The following is a 19,530-nucleotide window of genomic DNA, read 5'->3' as shown; positions in this document are numbered from 1 at the left end:
AGGGCACCAACGTCGTTCCTTGGATGATGAGCCCGGCCGCTTAGACGGTCCTGGGATCGCCTTCCTTACCGTCTCCCATGTCCATGGCAGGTTCGTCGGCGAGGAGCACAGTCGGAGTCGCAATCTTCCGGTAGAGCATGAGTGCACATCCGAGGAAAGCTGTGATCAGCAGGAGCGCGGAGACCGGGTTTGCCAATGGCGTGACCAGTACAGGCGGGACGAACGTGGCCACGAGGTTGAAACCCAGGTGCATGAGCACGCATGGCCAGAGTACGCGTGTGCGTTCGTAGACCAGCGCCAGCAGGACAGCCAACGGCAGAGTCGAGGCGAACTGAACGACGTTTCCGTGCACCAGGCCGAACACTGTGGTTGTGACGAGAACCGAGCCGATGATGCCGATCCGTCGTCTCAGCAGCGGGTAGAGCAGACCGCGGAAGAGCATTTCTTCGGCCAATGGCGCAGCGACCAGGGCAAGCAGCAGGGCGGCGATAACTCCGGCGTCCTGACGGGCCTGGACTGACTGGTCGAAACCCGTCGACCCTCCCAGGGAGTAGAGCCACAGTGCCAGTGACTGACCGGCGAGGAATGCCAGGGCGAGACCCCCGAGTACCATCCTGGTCAAGCGCGGCGTCTCGGGCAGCGGCCGGGCGGCCGGCTCGTAAGCGAGCCACCCGGGACGCAGCAACCTGGCTGCGCCGACGAGCAGGAACACGACACCTCCGAGCACTATGGTCCCGAGGATCGGCTCGCCCACTGCGGCGACCACCGCGAAGCCCACGCCCAGATATCCGCCGATCACACCAAGAGGCATGAGGAAGCACCACACGACAGCGAGGAGCCGGGACTTGGTTGATGGAGCGGCCATACCCGCCTCCTTTCTTGGTTCAGGCAGACTCGGTGATCTGCTGGTCGATGATGGCCTGGACCCGTGTCTCGCCACGGAAGGTGTTCAGTTGCAGCTTCGCGATGAAGCGCAGCGTCCCGATCTCCGTGCGGCTGGCGGATTTCGTCAGCTGTACGAGCTCCGGCTCCTTCTCCTCGGCGACGTTCCACCACAGGCAGGACAGTCCCGAGCGGGTGACCAACCGCAAGTGCTTCTTGCACAGTCGGCACACACGGTATCCGCGGGCGTTCATCATCATGTTGGCGTCAACACGATCGTGTTCGCAGTCGGCGTCTGAGCCGATGCGATCCACGCGCAGACCCAGAGGCTCGATCGCGATCTCAACAACCGGCTCGACGAATCCCTGGCCGAAGGGCCGCAGAGTCTCAATCCGGCGGACAAAGCCCACCAACGGTTCAAGGTCGTCGAGGCCTGCGTCGCAGTCGGCGTCGGGGCCGAGCACAAGGTCGGCGCGTCGCTCGTTCGGGTCGACTGCCAGCAGAGCTACCTGCGTGGCTGCCTGAAGCGTGTCGACGAGCTCATCGAGCAATTCGGCCCGGTCGACCTTGACGCCGCACGCCTGCTGGTGGCCAATGGCGCGCATGCCGTTCTGCGGTTCCAGGGTGTCAATGATGTTGAACCAGAACGGGGCCCGGCCGGAGCCGCTGACGAAGTCGTCCGGTCCGGAAGGACGGTTGAGCACGACGACCGGATGGCCCTGGCGTTCCATCATTTGATTTGCCAGCAGGCCATACATGCCCGGATAGGCTTCCGAGAAGTACACCCAGGGAGCCAGCGGCTGGTCATCGCCCGCGAGCTCCTGCAGGTGGACTTCGACAAGCTGCTTGCGCTTCTCGTTGGTTGCGATGACCTTGTGCGCAGCCTCCAGCATGGAGTTCTGGTCGGGCGCGGTGAAAACTTCGAAGCAGGGTTCGAGAGGATCACCTGTCCGACGGGGGCAGTTCATCGCCGGCGCGACGTAGAACCCGTAGAAGCCCTCGTCGAGGCTGTCGACGTCGCGGACCTTGCCAGCCCGTCCGAAAGCTTTCAGGAGGACCGCGAAACCCTGGAAGGCCCGGATGAAGACCGGGTGGTGCTGGTCGATGCGAAGCAGCTGCATCAGCGTGGCCTGCTCGACGTCGATTGCTTCAGGGTCCGGGTCGAAGCCCCAGGGAGTGGGGATCGTCCGCGGCGCGGGCGCGTACAACAGGCGTGCGATTGAGAGTGAGTCGCGCACCAGTTGTCGGTTCTCATATAGGACAGGCATGACGTCGGAGACGGTACCCAAGCCGGCGAAGAGGCGCAGCAAGCGGACTTCCCAAAGCTTTTCTGGCTGATGGACGCGTGCGTAGGCCTCGATCACCTGGTAGAGCACGTGTGCTCCGCAGATACCGGTGTGGGCGTAGGTCTCATCGATCCGACACGGGTCAACGGTGATGTCGGCGGTCGACCCGGGCGCGAGCTCCTCATGATGGTCGGTCACCAGGGTCGTCCAACCCAGGTCCCGGGCCGCCGCGATCCCGCGATGGGAGTTCACTCCGCCGTCGCAGGTGAGCAGGACACTGGTATCCGGCCATTTCGCGGCGATCTCGGCGATGTCCTCCGGGGCGAGGTCGTGGCCGCGGCGGTAGTCCGGCACGTGCAGCTCGACATCGAAACCGAGTTCGGAGAGACCGGCATAGCCGAGTACTCCGGAGGAGATGCCGTCCATGTCGAAGTCGGGGGCGATCGTGATCTTCCTGCCTGCGGCGCGCGCGTCCTCCAGCGCCTCGACCATTTCGGCCAGGCCCAGGAGTTCGTCGTGTTCGGCGGATTCGATCTCGCGGAGGTATTCATCGGACCAACCGCGGCGCTGGCACATCAGGGCGAAAAGATCAACGTCTTCCTGAGACAGGGGGTAGTCATCGACGGTCTGGAGTGTGGTCATTGCGGGGCCTCTCGATTGGTTCGATGGTGATGGTTCAGCGGTGGTGAAAGTGGCTCCCGCTGGCAGTGTGATTTTAGCAGTGCGGCATGTTGTTCATGCTCGTATAGCAGCGTTTTATGGCCATAACGAGGCCATTCGACAGGCGTATCGGGTACTCAGGCCGAAAGGCTTCTCTATAGGGGTGTGGATGGTTTATCCTGCGAAGTATGGCGATGCGAAAAGTAATTGAGTCAGATATCAGTGGTAAGGCAGGCGCAGCCACGGTGACCTTCGGACTGAAGGACACCTGGTTTGAGATAGACCTGACCGATGAAGAGAGGGAGGAACTCGAGAAGACACTTGAGCGCTATGCCACCAAGGGCAGAAAGGCCACAGGTAAGGGTGAGAAGAAACGACTCGTGCCCGAGACCACGCCCGAGGAACGGGAGCAGATCCGCGAATGGGGCCGCCAAAACAACTTCGAAGTACCGCCTTACGGGCGCATTCCGAAGATGGTCCAGAAGGCCTATGACGAGGCACACAACATCGAACGGTCCAAGTAGTCAGTTCGAATTCCCAACATCTTCGGCCATCTTCCCGAAAGGCGTTTGGGCACCAATCATTCATCGACGAAGAGCCCTGCAGTATCTGCTGCAGGGCTCTTCGCGCATCCGGAGTCAGCTTGCGGGCCGCTGCGCCGCTGGCAGGACGTCGATCGTGCGAATCCCGGCAGATCGGGCCTCTGATCTACAGTGCGTGGTGCCGTGCGAGAAATGGCCGGCAACCATCGGTGCAAGCTGCTGACGTCGGAGCTGCGGGCAGTTCTGCTTGGTGCACACGTCGAGGAACGCCGCGCACAGCACCTCGCTCCCCTGCTCTCGCAGCGATCGCGCGATCCTCACCATCCCGCTGTTGCGCTTGAATCCTGCCCCTCCACCGTGGGCGTCCCAGTCGGCAGGGACCTCAAGTACATCGAAACCTGCGGTGCGCCACAGCCGCTCGGCCATGGCATCGGCCCCTTTTGGGCAGTGCCCAGAGATCAGCAGTGGCCGGGCGACCTTAGAGATTCCCCAGATGCACCAGGCCTCGTTGAAAGCGGCTCGCATAGCAAGCTCGTCGCTCCAGGTGCGCGCGCCGGTGATCAGCAGGGTATGGGAGAACGTTGAACTCATGGGCGGTCGCCTCTGCTGGTCGTTGCATCGACATTGGTTCCCTGTGCGTTTGCTCGATCGACGTCAACGACTACATCGAGCTCGGTATCGTCACACAAGGGTTGGATGTGGACGATGTGACGGCCGTCCTTTCGGCGCTCTACATGCACGACGCAGACAGTGCTGCCTTCATCGTTGTCGAAGTCAACCTTGCCGAAACTATCGGCCGGGATCGCTTCGGAGACCTTTGTCCCGGAGGGGACCCAGGGTCTGGCCTTGCAACGATCGCCGGTGTCATAAGGAGTTAGTGAGGTCATGTTGGGGCTCCTCGCGTTATGGCGTCAGGTGACATTAGAGAAATGATTCGCGGAATGATTCGAGTGGTCAGGCATCAGGCCTGGTCGACTTGGAAAGCTTCGAAAGCATTGGGTCGCACTCGCTGTTGATCGGCACGTTTGTGCCCTGTGCGAGTGGCGCGTTTCGCCAAGTGCGCGGTTGATCCCCTTTTATCGACGTTCTCTTCCAGGGCTGCAAATGCTCCTGTCGATGCCATCCAACTCTGAGAGAGTGGTGCCCAACTGCACTCCGGGCAGGACTGTGATCTCCGACGTCTTGTCCGAGGCGCACGGTACATTCAAGGCTCCACATCCTCGCGACGGCACTGGGATCAATCGCGCGGCCGAGCCTGTCGGTGAGCTGTTGGCTGACATCGGCTTGGCTGATCGGCTCCCCTTCTGACCCTGTCGCAGATGTTTGGCTTCGTGATGATCCCGCTTACGGCGATGCCTCTTCTGTCATTGGGATGCAGGTGTCGGGCATCGACGCGGGGCCCTGTGGGACCCGCGGGGACTCGATGTTCGGCACAGCTCCCGTGCCAGCTCTGCTGGCCTGACGGCCCATTGATCCCTCTTCCAGGGATCTGATCCGATTGGGTCGCGCAGCGACCCGGCCGATGGGCCGTCCTTCTCGGATGAGCCTGGCGCGCAGCGCCAGGCGATCCACCGCCGTCGCCTCCTTTTGCTGCGGGGTCCACCTGTGGACAACTGCAGCGGGCGGCGGTGGGCATCCACCACTCAAGCGCAGCGCTGGGCATAGCCGGAGGGAGCGCAGCGACTGACGGGCCAACGAGCGAAGCGAGCGGTGGAACCCGTCGGCTATGCCGACCAACAGCGTCTCGAAGCGCAGCAAGAGACCGGAGCGAAGCGGAGGGTCCGCAGGACCGCTGTTGCCAGGTTCCCTTATGCCCTTTTTCCTTCTTGCCGTTCGTCTCGCTGTTCCACGGCTGGAGCTTTAGCGGAAGCCTGGAACATCAGGGGAAACGACCCGTACACCCTTGACCCGTACACCCCCTCTCATCCGCGCAGCGGGTGTACGGGTCATGTCGTTTCCCTTGGATATAGCTGCTTTTGGCTGTACAGCCCTTTTGCCGACCGTGGCAACGCCGTACGGGTGCTTCTTCAGCTCCATGGCGAGGTACGAGCCGCTACCCGTACGGGTCCTCACACGGAGCGCCAGCGACGACGGGCGCAGCCCGGTCACTGCACTGTCACACTGTGCTGCCGCAGGCGCATCAGACATGGCGCGCAGCGGTCTTCCCACACCGCGACCCCGTCGCGTCAGGCTGTGGATAACCCTGTGGTCACAGCACTGCATCGACAGGTTGATGCACTTGTCGCACTGCTCTGTATCGTGGTTGCACCGTGCTGGTCCGGCTGTGTTTCAGCGTCGTGCCAGCACATGTCGCACCGCGTCCGAGGCGGGCTCCCCACGCTCCCTCGTCGGTGCACGTTCCGGCCCGGCTCTCACTCCCCTGCCGCGCCCGCGCCCACTGACGAGCGCTTGCGCGAGTCCTCGACGAGCGCCGCCAGGCCGCTGCCTCGTGGACGCATCAGAAAGAGAGATCCTTCCTGGATACGAGCAACTGCCCTAGTTCCTTTCAGCATTGCTTCCTCCAGCGTCGCCGAGTCGTCTGGGGCTTCCACGAGGAGTACGTTCCTGGAGCGGCGTCCCTCCATCGGTTCCAGGCGTGAGCCGGATGACGTCGCTCCAGGAACGGGAGTCCTCACCCTCTCGTTGCCTGCGGGGGCCTACACCCCTTCACGCCTTTCCCTCTGCTCTCCCTGCGGGCCCCACGACGAGTCGGTGACGCCATCTGTAACGCTTGCGCAGCAGCCCTGCACCGATATCTGACCAGGCTCTCTCCGCCGGCGTTCCAAGCAGTGCCTCGAGGGGTCGCCGGCGGGCTCCTGCACACAGCTCATCGCCCCGATTGCGACGAAACAGCAAGACTGAGCGTGGCCTCGGCGCGGACAGATCATGTCTTGTCGTGGCTGCACCGTGACGCGACAAAGACGCAGTCAGGACCCGCATAAGTCCAGACAGACCATTCACAACCTATTGAGTGGCCCTAGGCGCTCCTCGGGGCTCGCGTCGGTGCACTGGTGGTCCTGTGCTGGTCTCTTGAAGGTCTTCAGCGGACTGCATTTCAAGAGTGGACTGATCGGGGTCTTTTCATGGGCGCGGCGGCACCGCATCAAGACGCCTGCCGGACCTGTGTCAGACCGTGGACTGATCGGGGTCTTGGGGCGGCCTGTATGGGACCGAGTGCCGGTCCCGGGTGAGACCTCGGCCGGGCCAGCGCGCCCGAAGGCGCTGGCCCGGCACTGGACTTATTCGGGTCCTGCCGGTGGCGCTGTCGGAACCAAGGCCAGCCCAGTGCTCCGATGCCTCGATTTCTGCCGCATTCAGCCATGGACTCACGATGGTCTTTCACTGGTCCTTGTAGAGACCATTGAAAGACCATAGACTAATAACTGATAGATGAGTCGAAAGGGCCGCGAATGGTGATATTCATCGCGGACCACGCACGAGAGGGGTCCGTGATGACTGCAAGCAAGGCCACCAGCACGACTGCGCCAGGGGGTGTGAATCATGACGAAGCCTGCTGAGCCGCGCCGCCTGCGCTGGAGCGTCCCGCGCGTGGACGTGTCGACGAACCAGTGGCTGGATACGCAGAACGACATCTCGCAATCCCTGCAGCTGCTGATCCGCGAGTCCATTCAGCGGGACGGCTACATCGACGTCGTGAACAGGCCCATCGAGCAGCTGCCCCGCCGGGGCCGCCCGCCGCAGAGCGAGTCCGAGTTCCAGGGCACTGGCGCTGAACCCGAAGCAGGCACAGCCAACACCGGGGTTCCAGTTCCTGCTCAAGCCGAGGTGCAGGCTGTGACCGAGGAGGCAGCGCAGGTCGGCACCGAGCCGGCCGAGGTTGATGAAGAACCATTCATCGAGACACCCGCGCAGCGCCCCGAGCCGCCAGTCGTGAAGGCCGCCCCATCCGGGTTGGATGCCTTCCTCACCCACTGATCCGTACTTCCTGAGACAACGAACACCTGAACGAGAAGGACACAGACCATGAGCAGCAACAGCACCACCGAGAAAACCATTGAGCTCACCGGCGGCATCGATGTCGGTAACGGCTACGTCAAGGGCGTCATCCGCGGCGAAGTGAACGGCAAGGAGGTCTTCGACGCAATCGATCTGCCCTCTGCGGTGGTGAGCACCTCACGCGCCACGCCGAAGGTACCCGAGGCTGATGCTGATGCCCTCAGGATCGTCGTCGAGGATGACTTCTACAATCACCTCGCAGCCTCATTCACCACTCCCCTGGTCGGGCACTCGGACCTGCGCACGTTCGGCCGCGCGGCGCTGAGTACTCCGGGCTCGAAGTTCACACAGTTCGAGGTCCTCGGTGCCCGCTCGAAGGCCGATCAAGAGCTGAGCTTCGTGCTTGTCCTCGGTGTATTCGCCGCCAAGGTCCTGCGCGACCACGTGCGCGCCCACGGTACTCTGCCGGATCACGAGCTGCGTGCCACGGTGCGCACGGGCCTGGCACTGCCGATCGCCGAGTACGTGCAGCGCCGCAGTTCTTACGCCGCCCAGTTCATCGGCCGCCTCGGCAGCGCGGATCCGACGGTTCACCTGGTGACGATCAAGAATTTCAGCACTCCGGTCACCGTGCGCCTCACGTTCGAGGACGTGCAGGTGCTGCCTGAGGGTGCATCCGCGCAGTTTGCGATCACCGACAAGGGCGAGCCGCTGGCACAGGCTCTGCTTGATGACCTGCGGGCCTCGGATCCGGAGGAGGCCGCGCGCCTGCAGGGCGTCACCGCAGGCTTGCTGGTCGGCGTACGCAACACCGTTGGTGTCGACGTCGGCGAGGGCACCGTGAACTTCCCGGTCTTCACCGACGGCGCGTTCAACTCTGAAGCTGCCGGGACCCTCGAGCAGGGCTATGGCACCGCGCTGACGAACGCCCTGGACCGCATGAGCACCAGCGGTGATAAGGATTTGCGGTTCAAGAACCGCAAGGCCCTGGCCGATTTCCTGCAGCAGGAGCCGAGCGTGTTCCTGCAGGGTCGCTTCGACAGGGCGGCCGGCTTCGTCTCGGAAGAGGCTGAGTACCTTTGCGACGAGATCGCCTCGCGGTTCGAGGACGTCCTCACCGAGGTCGGCGGTACCACCGAGGTGGTCTATGTTTACGGCGGCGGCTCGGGTCCGGTCAAGGAGATCCTGCGCCCGGTCCTGCAGAAGGCAGCCGGCTCGATCCCGGTGCTGTATCTCGATGCTGCATACTCGCGGCACCTGAACCGCGAGGGTCTCTACCTGGCGGCCAACGCCGTCGCGAAGAGCGCCAAGCCCGTGGCCAAGCGGAGCAAGGCTGCGGCGTGATGAGCCGTAGCGCGGAGGCGGGAGGCTGAGCCATGGCGGTGCCTGTCAACTACACGACGAAGATCTCGGCGGTGCAGACCGTCGCCGAGATGCAGGCTCTGCTTGCTGGGCATGGAGCACGCCGGATCAGCGTCGACTACGACGCCTCCGGCGTGCCCAGCGCGCTCGACTTCGTCTTGGAGACGCCGCACGGCCAGCGCGGCTTCTCGCTCCCTGCCAGCGTCGACCGTATGGAGGCGCTGCTCCGCAGCGAAGAGAAGGCCGGCCGCCTGAAGTCAGGCAGCAAGGCCGAGAGGACCAGCCGGGCCCAGGCAGAACCCGTCGCCTGGCGGGTCATGAAGACCTGGCTCGAAGCGCAGCTTGCGCTCGTGGCCGCCAGGATGATCGACGTCGACCAGGCGCTGCTGGCGTTTCTGCAGGTCGATTCGACGGGCCGGACGCTCTACGAGGTCTATAAGGAGCGCGAGGGCGCAGCGTTGCAGCTCCCTGGAAATGAACCCCGGTCCTGACTCGTCCCGACGGAGACTACAGACCGACCAGCAGCAGTCCATACACCGCCCCAAGGAGGCATCAGCACAATGACCGATCACGACAAGACCAACGACGGACCCAAGAAGGACCAGCACAAGCCCGGAGATAAGCCATCCGGTATGGTTGCCCGGCTCAGGCAGTTGTACGAGGAACGGCCGGCGGTCTTCGCTGTGCTCCTGATGGGGTTCTCTGCCCTGGTGTTCCTGCTCGGCGTTGTTCTCTCCGATGGCGTTGCCTGATGGACGCCCTGTTGATGGTGGACCCCTAAGGTAGGCTTGGGCGTCATTTGTATTTCAAAAGGGGGGACTCGTGCGTGGAAGCGCGGTCTATGGCAAGGGTTACCACGACGGCAGTCATGACACCCGTGTGGAGGACCTGATCATTGCAGGCGTCGTGGCCGGCACCGTCGTCATCGTTTCCGGTGGCGTAAAGCTTTACCGGAAAGCCAAGCAGGTCCACGCAGCCAGGCTGGAACAGCGAATGAAGGACGTCGACGACAGCGACAATCCCGACGATCCCGAGCAGCCGTAACTCACTGACGAAAAAAGAGACCCCACCGTCGGAGCCTGAGCTCCTGGCGGTGGGGTCTTTGCAGTGCTGTTGGTCATTCGGTTGAGGCGCGGTCGGCTCTGCGAATCACTTTGACAGGTAGTACTGCTTCCATGGCGATGAACTTCAGGAAGGCCTGCACACAGTCCGGGCAGAGAAAGAACCAGGGCTGGATGTAGTGGAATTTCAGGGTCCGCCATACGTGGGCATTCGGATCGTAGTTGTCCGAATTCTCGTGGGTAACATCAATATCAGTCTCAGCTCCGCAACGATCACAGGAGGTGAGGGTTACTTGTCTGGTACCCATCAAAGTTCCTTCCTAAACTTTTTGACTGGTCTGCTTGGTTTTCAGTCAATGCCGTGTTCGGCCGACAAGGCTGCCAGATCATGGCTGAGGTCCTCCATCTCGGCGACGGCGACCATGGTGCATTGCTGGCCGGTGTGGCAGCAGAGCGAGCTGCGCAGACCTTTCCCCACGATCTCCACCGCCGGCATGTACTTGAACAACATCCGGTACATCCGTGAGTCCTGGCCGTGGCCAAGTTGATGACGGATGGATCCTGCGTTGTCTTTCAGGTCGCTGGCCTTGATGAGCAGCGCCCGGGAGCCGGAGTTGGCAAGCAGGGTGACGTGCTCTTCGTAACTGGTGCTGTTCTCCGGGTTCGTCACCGCGCCTACCAGCTGCGCGACCCGCCGGCCGTAGATCCGGGACAGGCAATCCAGCGGTTTCTCGCTGGGGTGGCCGAAGGCTTCGAGCAGTTCTTTGCTGCAGTCCTCGACAACATCATGCAGGAGCGCTGCTGCAATCAGTTCAGCATCGACAACGCCCCAGCGCAGGAGGCGCAAGGCAACGCGCAGCGGATGCTCGATGTACGGCACACGCGGCAGGTCTCCCCTGACGAAGCGCGTCTGCTTCCGATGGAGGAACGAAGCCATCGTAGCTGCGGAGGTGACAAGCTCTGAATTCTCGGTTCCGGGCATCAGGCGTTGGATCTCACGGTCGAGCTCGAACACAAGCATGGCTGGGTCCATCTGCTTGAGCGGGACACGCGTTATGGGCAGGGTGGTCATGGCTTTTCCTTCGTTCGAGACGGCTGTCTTCCTGTCGCAAGACACCAGGCGCTGCCCTGCAGCGCATTTCCCGAGGACAAAAGAAGAACCAGACAAAGAAAAACCCCGACCCGATGCCGAAGCATGAGGTCGGGGTAGTCGGACTGGCCTCAGACCGAGAGCTTTCTGCCGCGGGCCAGCTCGGCGCTGCTGATCACGATGCGGTAGCCACCCACGGGATAGCTCGGGTGGTCGCTTGAGACGACAGCACACGTCCAGGAACCAGAGTTCCGCTTGCGGGGCTTCGGCTCCTCCTCAACCCCCTCGGGCAGGAGGTCCTTGCGGTAATCGATGGGGACCACGACGAGGCGGTGGTCGTTCATCGTCGAGCCCGGCAGCTCGATTAGCAGGTCCTGCGGCCATTCCCGGATCGTTATGGGAAGCGTGGACAGGTGGTGGTTGCTGGATCCCTCCGGCGACTGGGCCAGACGCTCGCGCTCCTGCCCCTCGGTCTCGATGAATCCGATGCGTTCGAGGAAAGACATGGCAAGGCTCCTTTACAGACGTCGTCCGCTGGCCCGCGGGTGCAGGGCCAACCATTGAGAGTTCTCATTCAGAACGAGATCCGGATCAGCTGTGCTGATCCTTTGCAGGAAGAAGAGCGAACAGTCGGTTCGCGACGCGATCGAAAAAAAGAGAACCCCACCAGCTATGAGCTGCTGGGGTTCTCTGAGTCGAAGGCCCGCCGAGTGCGAGGGGCAAGTTAGGCGAGGGGGTTTATTCAGCCAGCCAGCAACTCGAAGAGCTCAGCTGATTGGTCACCAAGTACTGCAGTTCTTTCCCTGGTTAGTTGCTGTATGGAATGAGCGCGTTCACATAGGGCCGGTTTGACCAGTCGTTACATCGCATCAGTCTTCGATACTTTCCCTGATATCTTGGGCCCAGCCAGGACCCCACTGCGCCGAGTTGGTGGATATCGCAGCGCGAAGTTGTGTTCGGAGGAAGTCACCAACCGGCGCATTTTCGATGGGTAGTACCTGAATGACGATGGAAACCAGCCGACGGGCTTCCTCCGACACACGGAGAAGGTCCAGTAGGCCATACCTGGCCACATCGGGGATGTCTTCGACGGCGTAGAAGACGATTTCGTCTGCCGCGATCCGGGTAGCGCTGATGGAGCGGAGCTCTTTGAGCAGTGGCTTCTGCCCCGGGGAACCTGAAAAGTCATCCTGCGCCGACAGGTATGGCGCGATGAGGTCCCCCAGATTCTGCATTCCCGATAGTTCGATGGACAGAGATCGAAGTGTTCCCAGTTTCATCAGTTCTGGTCGTTCGCGCAGGAACCACACAAGCGCAGCTGACTCTGCCGTGTCCAGACCTTTCAGCGCAGTATTGAGCTGGGCGCGTGCATGTGCGGCGATGTTGTCTGATCTAGTTGAAAGACTTGCCAGCAGCCATACCGCGGAGAGCTTCGCCCCGGAGCCAGCCTTCAGACTCGTTTGAATACGTTCTTTCACCTGGGTCCAGGCTTGCGTGTCGCGTTCCGAGGATTCTCTCAGCACTCTATTCAGCTGCTCTGTGTGACTTCCAGGATGTTCGCCGAGAGCCTCCAGCGCGTATCTGGTGAGGCGACGAAGGTACTTGGGTGCGTCCGCGGCAATATCGTCGTCGAGCAGGTCGACTGCGAGCATCGGTCCGAGCAGACTGGTGCCGGTGGCTTCATCTCGGTGGCCGACGTCGCCGACCAAAGAAACGAGACCGTCGCGGAGAATCTCGCGCTCTTCGAAAAGCTGACCTGCCCCGAGCAGCCATGTGTGCCGCCAGTGAGCAGATGTGGCAGTCCGCTCGAACGGGTCCAACGTCTCCTTGTCGCCGAGGCTGAAGAAGTACGAGGCTGCCATGAATTCCTGAAGGCTACGGAGTTCAAAACCGACATGCTCGGCCTTCCGCGGAACAAGGAGGACGAGCCGGTCAAGAGCCGCTTTCGAGAGGTCTGAGGTAATCCGTTGCACATCACCGTCGGGGAAGTCTTCAGCCCTGAGCCGTTCGGCGATGACACTTTCGAACTGTTTGTTTGTGAGGAGCGCGTCAGCGTGCCCGACGTCTTCAGCTCGTTGCTGCAGGGCGATCCCTACACGTTCGTGGATCCGCTGAACGTTTCGCCGATGTTCTCGAAGGAGCTTAGCCAAGTACGAAGGCTCCTTGTTCATCTCACGCTCGTAGATGGTCGAAAAGTACTGGCTGAACAGCTCGTGACGGCTTTCCGGGAGCTTGGCGCGCTTGGCCAGCAACAAGCTCATGATCGTGACTTGCAACGGTGTAACCATCAGCCGGCTTGTCGCTTCACGCTGAACAGCTATCTTGGCGTGACGGACGACATGCTCTTGCAACTCGTCGTCCCCTGAATACTGAACGGCGGCGAGCTGTCTCACATAGTTCACGGCTTCCTCGGCCGAGAGTGGCGCAAGAGTCAGCTGCTCGTAGGACTCAGGTGAGAGTTCCTGAGCGTAGCCCTGCGGCCGGGTGGTCGCAACGATGAACACATCGGCTTCGACGCTTCTGGCATCGGTGAGGAAGTCGTCGATCGCTTCAAAGACCTTCTCGCGGGAGGACGAAGCGGGTACCTCATCCAGACCATCGAGCACAATCATCCATGGCCATATGCGAAGCCATGACTTCAACTTCGCCGGGGTGACCGGCGCATCTCCATCGATCAGATCGTTCATCCTGTCAGCAATAAAACGCAGTAGGCCTCCGGACTTGCCGCTAGTGAGCGCATCGCCTAACTCGCTCAGCCTGACAAGAACCGGCCAGCGACGATTCAGAGGGAGCGGCACACCCATTTCGCGAACCAGATGCTCACGCATTGTCTTCAAAACATCGGCATCCGCGGAAGCAAGCTTGGATTCCGGGTATGTCTGCAAAAGGGCAAGCCGGTACGCCTGGCAAAGGAGCAACCCCAGCGTCGACTTGCCTTCACCCGGACCACCGACGACGACCACATGTGGCTGATCAGGCATTTCATCCCCAGGGCGTAGCATCCGATCACCGAGCATAATGATTTTACGCAGCACGCCCGGATCGCCTCCGTCAGCACGGAACCCCTCCATGTGAGGCAGATCGATAGCGACTTGCGAAAGCGGAAGGCGCTTGGACCGGTCTGCTCCGGACTCATCGAGACGGACCCACTGCTCCCGTCGGAGACTCTTCAGGCTGTGTGTCTCATAAATTGCTTCAAGTCCTTGTCCATCAAGCTGAAGCTGGCTCTGTATCTGCGAAAGCAAATCGCCGGCCATGAGAAAGGCGTTGTAACGGTTCCGGATGCCAGGGTAGTTGTCCAGCAGCGCGTGGATCTTATCTCCATGCCAGAGTGCCCATCCCCGAATTCCCAGAGACGGTAGTTCCTTCGCCAGGAGTGAGTTCAGTTCGTCAATGCCCCCGACGCCTGGCACCGAAGAGAGCTGAACATTCGTGGTGAAGAGCAAATACTCCGGCAGCCGACCATTGGTGCGCCTGCGCTTCTTTTCATCTTTCCACTCGTTGATCTCGCGCTGGACGGCATTACGAAGCCACTTCGCGTTGTCCGCCACACCCTTGGGTTCCTCGCAAAACTTTGCCTGAATGACAAGGTAGCCATTCCAGTTGTCCTTAGCCCCCCGATCGTCAGGGTAGGACATCGAGCCCTCGAACGTTGCCTCTCGACCACCGTCAGATCCCACACCGAACACCTCGACAGAGGCTCCGAAGACAGCAATCGCCAATGCTCGGGTCAGATGCTCAAACTCAACATCGCCCAAACGATCCAAATCGTACTTCGCCAAGACAGACTCCCCCAAGAATTCATCGCTCCTGCGCACCACTGAACCGCCCAGGCAAGAAACGTAGCTCCCAGTTAACCACCCTTTGATGCCAACGAGTTGGCGTCGTCGGTTCGTGGATGCTGCGCCGGACAACGCCTCAGATCACCAGCTCTTCCTCACGGATCCGCAAGGGGCGGAAGGGCAGGTTCTCCACGGGCAGGGTGACGCCCATTCGAATGACGGGGAGACGCAATTCGATCATCTCCCCGTCGACCACGTCTGCGACGACCGAGCCGTAGCGAGGCGTTCGGCAGCCGCTACGAAGTCGTCTTTGCTGATTTCGGTGGTCGCATCTTCGCGCTTGAAGGAACCGGCCCACTGCTTCAGGTAATCGAGGCACAGCTTTCGATCAGCCTGGCGGGCGTCATCGTCGTAGACGGGTGCGAGTGACCAGGCATTCAATCCGAAGTCGAGGGGCAGTATGTCCTGCTCGGGTGCAGTGATGGTGCTCATGTCGTCCTCCTGGAGCCTGCGTGGTGGTCTTGTCACTTCCTGCTCCGGATCAGCTGCGCTGATCACGCTCTTGAAGAAGAGAAGAAAGAGCGAGCCCCGACGAAGAGCGCATCGCGCATCCCCGTCGGGGCTCTATGTGGTCGGCGCACTGCACGGTCGGGGCAGGGCACGGCGTCAGCTGGCCTGACGCGGGTCTATGGGTGGTCGAGGACCATCACAAGCTCAGGCCACAGTCTGCGCGGCGAAGTGCTCGCGCACGGCGTCGTGGGCTGTGGGGTACTCGTCGTAGGGATCGGGGTACGCAGTCTGGAACTGCGCAGCGGTCCTGATGCCCTGGAAACGCAGCAGCTCCAGGAGATCGGGCAGGTCCTGCGCGCGGCCCGAGAACTCGGCGGTGTCGGCAGCGATGATTTTGGCGCGTGTCAGCGTGGGCACGCTGGCAACCTGCAGGCCTATGCATTCGTAAAACTACAGAGTCATCGGGCATCCACCGTGCCTGGTACATCGACGCCACAAGCTCAGCATCCTCGCCGTCCATGACGTTGTCGTTGTTGATCCAGTCGCGCTCGAGCCCGAGCTCGGCCGCCACCTCGTGGATCGCCGCGGAGACCTCGGAGGCGAAGTCAGGAGTCACAGTGTCGATGTCGACGGTGAATGCACGGTCGGCAGCGCGGATGCCGTATTTCATGAGCGCGAAGCCGCCGATGGCGCGCAGCTGCACGGGAGCGTCGAGATCCAGCGCCTGGAGTTTGCGGTCGAGCATTTCCAGGCCGTGCTCGAGCTGGGCCAGACTGCACTTGTGGTTGTCGTTGCTCATCGCGCTTCGCTCCTCTGAGATCACGAAGGAGCGTCAATGTCCTTCGATCCCAGATCCGGATCGGCTGTGCCGATCAGCGAAGTACCGACGAGGAAAGAAAAGAGCCCGGCACAGGGGTGATCCCCGTGCCGGGCTGGTGCTGATGGATGAGACTGTCTTAGATTTCGTCTGCTGTGCGCGCGATGAGAGTGGACCCGGACCCGTCCTGCAGGCCGGTGGCGCAGTCGTACCAGAAGCCGCTGGGCAGGCGGACCAATGTCTTGGCCTCCCGTCCGCCCCAGCCTGCGACGGCCGGGATCTCACGGCGGTCCAGCACTGTGCTCGTGCCCAGCACCTCCACGACCTCCGGGTCGCGGATCAGTTTCGTGGTGGAACCGTTCCTGGGATCACAGGGGACCTGTTTCATCCAGGCGGGGTGGTCGAGGTTGCGCCTGACAGCGACCTTGTCGCCGACAGCGAGATCAGAAAGATCAGCAGTTCGGGGTTCAGCTGTTGTGGTCATGCGGTGCTCCTGAAGTTGGTTGATGACGGGTGGTGCTCAGCCTGCGTCGCCCCGGATCAAATCAGCCAGAGCCTGGGCGTAGGCATCCTTTGCAAGCTCGACCGCGGCCTGTTCGTTGAGGTTGTGGTGGCCCGGCACGTCTTCGGCGGCATACATCGAATGGATGGCTGCAGCAAACCGGAGCCGGGCCTGGGCCTCGGCCCGCCGCAGTTCAGGGCGGTGCCTGCCCCTCATGGTGAGAGTGAAAGTCGCATTGACCGGCCGGGCGTCGTCGCTGGTGTTCTCAGGTTGGGTCGTGGTCATGGTGATCACCACCCGAGGCGGAACTCCGCGAAGGTGCCGCTGTGACTGCAGTAGTTGTTCATGCAGACGATCGGATCGTCATCACCCCGGCCGTCCTGTTCATTGATGACGGGTCCGGGGAATGCATCGTCCGCCGGCGGGCTGGCCATGAAGTCGAGGCCATCGTCTTCGAGAACGACGTTGAGTGGTCAGCCATTACTGGCGGCCGAGTGTCGGGCAGTTCGCAGGCGCGCCGTAAGCACCCTTGTGCTGCCACTTCGCTTGCTCGGCGGCGGACAGGTATTCGTGCCAGCGCTCAGGCTGGGGTTCACCCTTAGGAATCCAGGCCTCGGCATACCCGCCGGCGGTTTGCACAAGGTTGACGTCCTCATCGCTTGATGAGACAACGACGTAGGCAAGCGACCGGCCGTAGCGGTCGGTGCGGTCGGCGTAGGAGTCATACGAAATGGTGACCTGGGTACCTTCGGGCAGCAGCTTGTCGAGATGGTCAGTAGCCTCCTGGGCACCACATTCGGGGCCGGCGTCCTTGCCATAGTTCATCTCGGCGGCATCGATGCCCAGCAAACGTACGGTGTGCTGGGTGCCTGCATCATTGGTTGGCTGCAGTACGCCGGCAACTGCCCGGACAACAATGGTGTCGCCGTCGATCACCCGGATGATCTCGGTTTCGACCGAGACGGGCTTTTCGCCATCCTGAGACTGAGGTGGCGCGGACCGATCCGCAGCCTGACTGCTCGACGGTGCTTGGTCACCTGGGACACCTGGAACTGTCGGCTGGCCGCCGTCGCAGCCTGTCAGTGTACTGATGCCCAGCAGTGCGGCCACGAGGCAGCCGAGGACGAGACGGGATGCGTTGCGCTTCATGTGGTGCTCCTAGTTGAAGAGGTCAATGGTATGCGGATCGGGGCTTCAGGCCTCAGCGCCGTCGCGGATGACGAGCACCAGGCGCGAACCGCGGACGAGGTAGGCGTTTCCACCGATGGTCAGGACGTGAACTGTCGTGCCCACCGATGGGCGCACCTGGTCGATGACGGCGGTGCCCTCTTCGAGATCCGGGTTCAGGTCACGCAGGGCGACCCGGTCGCCGCGGCGCAGGAGCCTGGCGCTTTTGCCGCCGAGAATACGGTGGCGTTCAGCGGAGTCGAAGACAATTCCGCCTGCCGCCGGGTCCGTGTTCCTGGCCATCGCGAGGAAGGCGGGAGTGATCATGTCAGTCATGAGGTTGCGCTCCTGGGCTGATGGGACTGGAGATAGGGATCTGGTGGCGCTCACGGGAATCGAACCCGTGACCTCTCGTGCGTCGTCCTGTACCGGACCTGTCGCCTGGGTCTGCCCGACCGGGGATTGATGCGGAGTCGAACCGCGGGCAGTCAGAACGCCGAGTGCTCTGCCGCTGAGCTAGAGCGCCGGGGCTGTCCAGTGCGGACAGCTTTGATGGAAGGGATGGTTGGAGCCGGATCAGGGCTTAGGCTGCCAGCCGTTTGGTTTATGACCGGCCCACGAGGACCTGGTACTGGAAATAGGCGATGCCGGGTGATTCGCCACCGAGGAAGTAATGGACTTCCTCAGCAGTCAGCCCGGTGGCATCAAAGTTGACGATTTGCGGGTACAACTCGGCAAGGATCCGGGCTGGGGCCGGGATGTCGGAGACAGCCGGCGGCCGGGCGTCGACAGGCTCGACTGTTTTCGCGATGGTGGGCCGGGGTTCAAGCAACAAGCTCATGTCGGGTTCCTCTCAGTAGTGCCTGCGCTCCGTCATGAGTCGGTTACGTCCATCCGTCCAGTGACGGTGCGGAACTTCTCCGCCGGCCGGTCGTCGTGTTTGGCAACGAACAGCTTGCTGGCGTGCAAGCGCAGCTTCTCGACCAGTGCCGTTACGACGTCGTCGACCATGGCCTCAACGTCGGGGCCGGGGTGGTTCTCGATCACTCCACCGACGATGCCGGTGAGCTCGGCGCGCAGTGTCTCCTCGCGGCCGGTGACGTCGGTGGCGTCGGTTGTTTCAACTGCGACGGTCTGCATGGCAGGTCTCCTTCTTACGGACGAGGGTGTTCTTTCAACAGCGGAACCGCATCAGCTGTGCTGATGTGCTTTGGGGTGGAAAAGCAGATCCCCGCCCGAGCAGCGCGAGGCTCCTCGGAACGGGGATCTGCGGTGGCATGGCCACCTGTATTCGGTTGTGGGTATTCAGTTATGGTCTGCTGTGCCGCGTGCGCGCCTTGGCTTAGAAGGGCGGCTCTCCAAAGGGCAGCTCTTCGCTCTGGACAGCGCTGGTGGCGACAGCCGGTGCAGCAACGGCGGCAGGGGCCGGGTCCTGGACCTGGGTCTGCAGAGCCTGGTTCTGGGCCTCTGCGGCGGCGACGCGTTCGCTCACACGGGCCTGGGTGACCGAGCGCGGCTCGAGGAAGGTGATGCTCTGGACGACTGCCTTGAGCTCGAAGACCTCGACGCCGTTCTTCTGGTAGCGGTCCTGCTTCAGCTTCACGGCCACGGCGACGAGGTCGCCCCTGTGGATGCTTGAGAAAGGACCGGTGCCGTTGGTGGTCGCGCGCACGAAGGCTTCCACGGGCACAGCATCTGCGCCGCGGTTGCCCTGGGCGTCGGTGTAGTCGTGGTCGGACATGAGGGTGAAGGCGACCTTCTTGGAGCCGTCCTGGTTGTTGAAGACGACGGGGTCCTTGGTCAGGCGGCCGATGACGGTTCCGGAGTTGCGGGGGTTCGACATGATTGTTTCTCCTCGTTGTGCACGAAGCGCGCGGGCAATGTCATTGCTTCCGCGCGCGAATTGGGTGAG

28 protein-coding genes and 1 tRNA gene are annotated in these 19,530 nt (G+C 62.1%); 9 read left to right on the top strand and 20 right to left on the bottom strand.

The features are described 5' to 3' along the window. Positions 1 to 40 precede the first annotated feature (40 nt). Together MU551_RS01000 and MU551_RS00995 are read right to left on the bottom strand one after the other, a co-directional pair. A complete protein-coding gene (locus MU551_RS01000; protein WP_247040274.1) occupies positions 41 to 865 on the bottom strand; it encodes a CPBP family intramembrane glutamic endopeptidase in 825 nt (274 codons plus the stop codon). Positions 866 to 884: 19 nt separating this feature from the next. Continuing rightward, positions 885 to 2,810, bottom strand: coding sequence for a DHH family phosphoesterase (locus MU551_RS00995; RefSeq protein ID WP_247040273.1), 1,926 nt, complete (start codon positions 2,808 to 2,810; stop codon positions 885 to 887). Between the two features lie 206 nt (positions 2,811 to 3,016). Here MU551_RS00995 and MU551_RS00990 point away from each other — a divergent pair, with 206 nt between their 5' ends. Beyond that, positions 3,017 to 3,352, top strand: a complete 336-nt coding sequence (locus tag MU551_RS00990) for a histone-like nucleoid-structuring protein Lsr2 (protein WP_247040272.1) — start codon at positions 3,017 to 3,019, stop codon at positions 3,350 to 3,352. 114 nt (positions 3,353 to 3,466) lie between these two features. Here MU551_RS00990 and MU551_RS00985 read toward each other — a convergent pair whose 3' ends face one another. Beyond that, a complete protein-coding gene (locus MU551_RS00985) occupies positions 3,467 to 3,961 on the bottom strand; it encodes an SLOG family protein (RefSeq protein WP_247040271.1) in 495 nt (164 codons plus the stop codon). On the opposite strand from MU551_RS00985, the gene MU551_RS00980 reads away from it, so the two are divergent. Both MU551_RS00980 and MU551_RS00975 read left to right on the top strand, forming a co-directional pair. After that, positions 3,952 to 4,248: a hypothetical protein gene (locus MU551_RS00980; RefSeq protein ID WP_247040270.1), complete on the top strand. Its 297-nt coding sequence runs from the start codon at positions 3,952 to 3,954 to the stop codon at positions 4,246 to 4,248. The two genes, MU551_RS00985 and MU551_RS00980, sit on opposite strands and share 10 nt — an antisense overlap. A gap of 238 nt (positions 4,249 to 4,486) precedes the next feature. Then, a complete protein-coding gene (locus MU551_RS00975; RefSeq protein ID WP_247040269.1) occupies positions 4,487 to 4,678 on the top strand; it encodes a hypothetical protein in 192 nt (63 codons plus the stop codon). 552 nt (positions 4,679 to 5,230) lie between these two features. Here MU551_RS00975 and MU551_RS00970 read toward each other — a convergent pair. Both MU551_RS00970 and MU551_RS00965 read right to left on the bottom strand, forming a co-directional pair. Next, the gene (locus tag MU551_RS00970) at positions 5,231 to 5,518 is read right to left on the bottom strand and encodes a hypothetical protein (RefSeq protein ID WP_247040268.1); all 288 of its coding nucleotides are present in this window, start codon (positions 5,516 to 5,518) and stop codon (positions 5,231 to 5,233) included. Positions 5,519 to 5,742: 224 nt separating this feature from the next. After that, a complete protein-coding gene (locus tag MU551_RS00965; protein WP_247040267.1) occupies positions 5,743 to 5,922 on the bottom strand; it encodes a hypothetical protein in 180 nt (59 codons plus the stop codon). Between the two features lie 949 nt (positions 5,923 to 6,871). Here MU551_RS00965 and MU551_RS00960 point away from each other — a divergent pair. The 5 genes from MU551_RS00960 to MU551_RS00940 all read left to right on the top strand — a co-directional run bounded on the left by MU551_RS00960 (position 6,872) and on the right by MU551_RS00940 (position 9,733). Then, positions 6,872 to 7,306 carry a hypothetical protein gene (locus tag MU551_RS00960; RefSeq protein ID WP_247040266.1) on the top strand — a complete coding sequence of 145 codons (435 nt, stop codon included), beginning with the start codon at positions 6,872 to 6,874 and terminating at the stop codon, positions 7,304 to 7,306. A gap of 48 nt (positions 7,307 to 7,354) precedes the next feature. Further along, a complete protein-coding gene (locus MU551_RS00955; protein WP_247040265.1) occupies positions 7,355 to 8,671 on the top strand; it encodes an acetate and sugar kinases/Hsc70/actin family protein in 1,317 nt (438 codons plus the stop codon). Between the two features lie 32 nt (positions 8,672 to 8,703). Continuing rightward, on the top strand, positions 8,704 to 9,180 hold the full coding sequence (locus MU551_RS00950) for a hypothetical protein (protein ID WP_247040264.1): 477 nt from the start codon (positions 8,704 to 8,706) through the stop codon (positions 9,178 to 9,180). 69 nt (positions 9,181 to 9,249) lie between these two features. Beyond that, entirely contained in the window at positions 9,250 to 9,441 is a 192-nt protein-coding gene (locus tag MU551_RS00945; RefSeq protein ID WP_247040263.1) for a hypothetical protein, read from the top strand. Between the two features lie 70 nt (positions 9,442 to 9,511). Further along, the gene (locus tag MU551_RS00940) at positions 9,512 to 9,733 is read left to right on the top strand and encodes a hypothetical protein (RefSeq protein ID WP_157242137.1); all 222 of its coding nucleotides are present in this window, start codon (positions 9,512 to 9,514) and stop codon (positions 9,731 to 9,733) included. Between the two features lie 73 nt (positions 9,734 to 9,806). On the opposite strand, the gene MU551_RS00935 is transcribed toward MU551_RS00940, so the two are convergent. The 6 genes from MU551_RS00935 to MU551_RS00910 all read right to left on the bottom strand — a co-directional run bounded on the left by MU551_RS00935 (position 9,807) and on the right by MU551_RS00910 (position 15,549). Then, on the bottom strand, positions 9,807 to 10,058 hold the full coding sequence (locus MU551_RS00935; protein WP_157242136.1) for a hypothetical protein: 252 nt from the start codon (positions 10,056 to 10,058) through the stop codon (positions 9,807 to 9,809). Positions 10,059 to 10,099: 41 nt separating this feature from the next. Further along, complete coding sequence (locus MU551_RS00930) at positions 10,100 to 10,822, bottom strand: HD domain-containing protein (protein WP_247040262.1); 723 nt, start codon at positions 10,820 to 10,822, stop codon at positions 10,100 to 10,102. 149 nt (positions 10,823 to 10,971) lie between these two features. Further along, positions 10,972 to 11,346 (bottom strand): hypothetical protein, encoded by a 375-nt coding sequence (locus MU551_RS00925; protein ID WP_247040261.1) that lies wholly within the window; start codon positions 11,344 to 11,346, stop codon positions 10,972 to 10,974. A gap of 363 nt (positions 11,347 to 11,709) precedes the next feature. Continuing rightward, positions 11,710 to 14,622 carry an NACHT domain-containing protein gene (locus tag MU551_RS00920; protein WP_247040260.1) on the bottom strand — a complete coding sequence of 971 codons (2,913 nt, stop codon included), beginning with the start codon at positions 14,620 to 14,622 and terminating at the stop codon, positions 11,710 to 11,712. A 237-nt stretch (positions 14,623 to 14,859) separates the two neighbouring features. Then, positions 14,860 to 15,114 carry a hypothetical protein gene (locus MU551_RS00915; protein WP_247040259.1) on the bottom strand — a complete coding sequence of 85 codons (255 nt, stop codon included), beginning with the start codon at positions 15,112 to 15,114 and terminating at the stop codon, positions 14,860 to 14,862. A 222-nt stretch (positions 15,115 to 15,336) separates the two neighbouring features. After that, positions 15,337 to 15,549 carry a hypothetical protein gene (locus tag MU551_RS00910; protein WP_247040258.1) on the bottom strand — a complete coding sequence of 71 codons (213 nt, stop codon included), beginning with the start codon at positions 15,547 to 15,549 and terminating at the stop codon, positions 15,337 to 15,339. Positions 15,550 to 15,706: 157 nt separating this feature from the next. Here MU551_RS00910 and MU551_RS00905 point away from each other — a divergent pair, with 157 nt between their 5' ends. Next, positions 15,707 to 15,949: a hypothetical protein gene (locus MU551_RS00905; protein WP_247040257.1), complete on the top strand. Its 243-nt coding sequence runs from the start codon at positions 15,707 to 15,709 to the stop codon at positions 15,947 to 15,949. A gap of 139 nt (positions 15,950 to 16,088) precedes the next feature. On the opposite strand, the gene MU551_RS00900 is transcribed toward MU551_RS00905, so the two are convergent. The 9 genes from MU551_RS00900 to MU551_RS00860 form a co-directional block, all read right to left on the bottom strand. Beyond that, complete coding sequence (locus tag MU551_RS00900; RefSeq protein ID WP_247040256.1) at positions 16,089 to 16,433, bottom strand: hypothetical protein; 345 nt, start codon at positions 16,431 to 16,433, stop codon at positions 16,089 to 16,091. A 36-nt stretch (positions 16,434 to 16,469) separates the two neighbouring features. After that, positions 16,470 to 16,736, bottom strand: a complete 267-nt coding sequence (locus MU551_RS00895) for a hypothetical protein (RefSeq protein WP_247040255.1) — start codon at positions 16,734 to 16,736, stop codon at positions 16,470 to 16,472. 5 nt (positions 16,737 to 16,741) lie between these two features. After that, positions 16,742 to 16,885: a hypothetical protein gene (locus MU551_RS00890; protein ID WP_247040254.1), complete on the bottom strand. Its 144-nt coding sequence runs from the start codon at positions 16,883 to 16,885 to the stop codon at positions 16,742 to 16,744. 46 nt (positions 16,886 to 16,931) lie between these two features. Next, positions 16,932 to 17,600 carry a thermonuclease family protein gene (locus MU551_RS00885; RefSeq protein ID WP_247040253.1) on the bottom strand — a complete coding sequence of 223 codons (669 nt, stop codon included), beginning with the start codon at positions 17,598 to 17,600 and terminating at the stop codon, positions 16,932 to 16,934. Positions 17,601 to 17,645: 45 nt separating this feature from the next. Further along, positions 17,646 to 17,954, bottom strand: coding sequence for a hypothetical protein (locus tag MU551_RS00880; protein WP_247040252.1), 309 nt, complete (start codon positions 17,952 to 17,954; stop codon positions 17,646 to 17,648). A gap of 41 nt (positions 17,955 to 17,995) precedes the next feature. Continuing rightward, positions 17,996 to 18,144, bottom strand: a tRNA-OTHER gene (locus MU551_RS00875). Between the two features lie 78 nt (positions 18,145 to 18,222). Continuing rightward, positions 18,223 to 18,459, bottom strand: coding sequence for a hypothetical protein (locus MU551_RS00870; protein WP_247040251.1), 237 nt, complete (start codon positions 18,457 to 18,459; stop codon positions 18,223 to 18,225). Between the two features lie 32 nt (positions 18,460 to 18,491). Beyond that, a complete protein-coding gene (locus MU551_RS00865; RefSeq protein ID WP_247040250.1) occupies positions 18,492 to 18,758 on the bottom strand; it encodes a hypothetical protein in 267 nt (88 codons plus the stop codon). Positions 18,759 to 18,960: 202 nt separating this feature from the next. Then, entirely contained in the window at positions 18,961 to 19,461 is a 501-nt protein-coding gene (locus tag MU551_RS00860; protein WP_247040249.1) for a single-stranded DNA-binding protein, read from the bottom strand. Positions 19,462 to 19,530: the final 69 nt, after the last annotated feature.

Source organism: Arthrobacter rhizosphaerae, from assembly GCF_023062595.1.
In the GTDB taxonomy this organism is placed as follows: domain Bacteria; phylum Actinomycetota; class Actinomycetes; order Actinomycetales; family Micrococcaceae; genus Arthrobacter; species Arthrobacter rhizosphaerae.
Note: the sequence above shows the minus strand (reverse complement) of the source record. Positions and strands in the feature narration are given on the sequence as shown.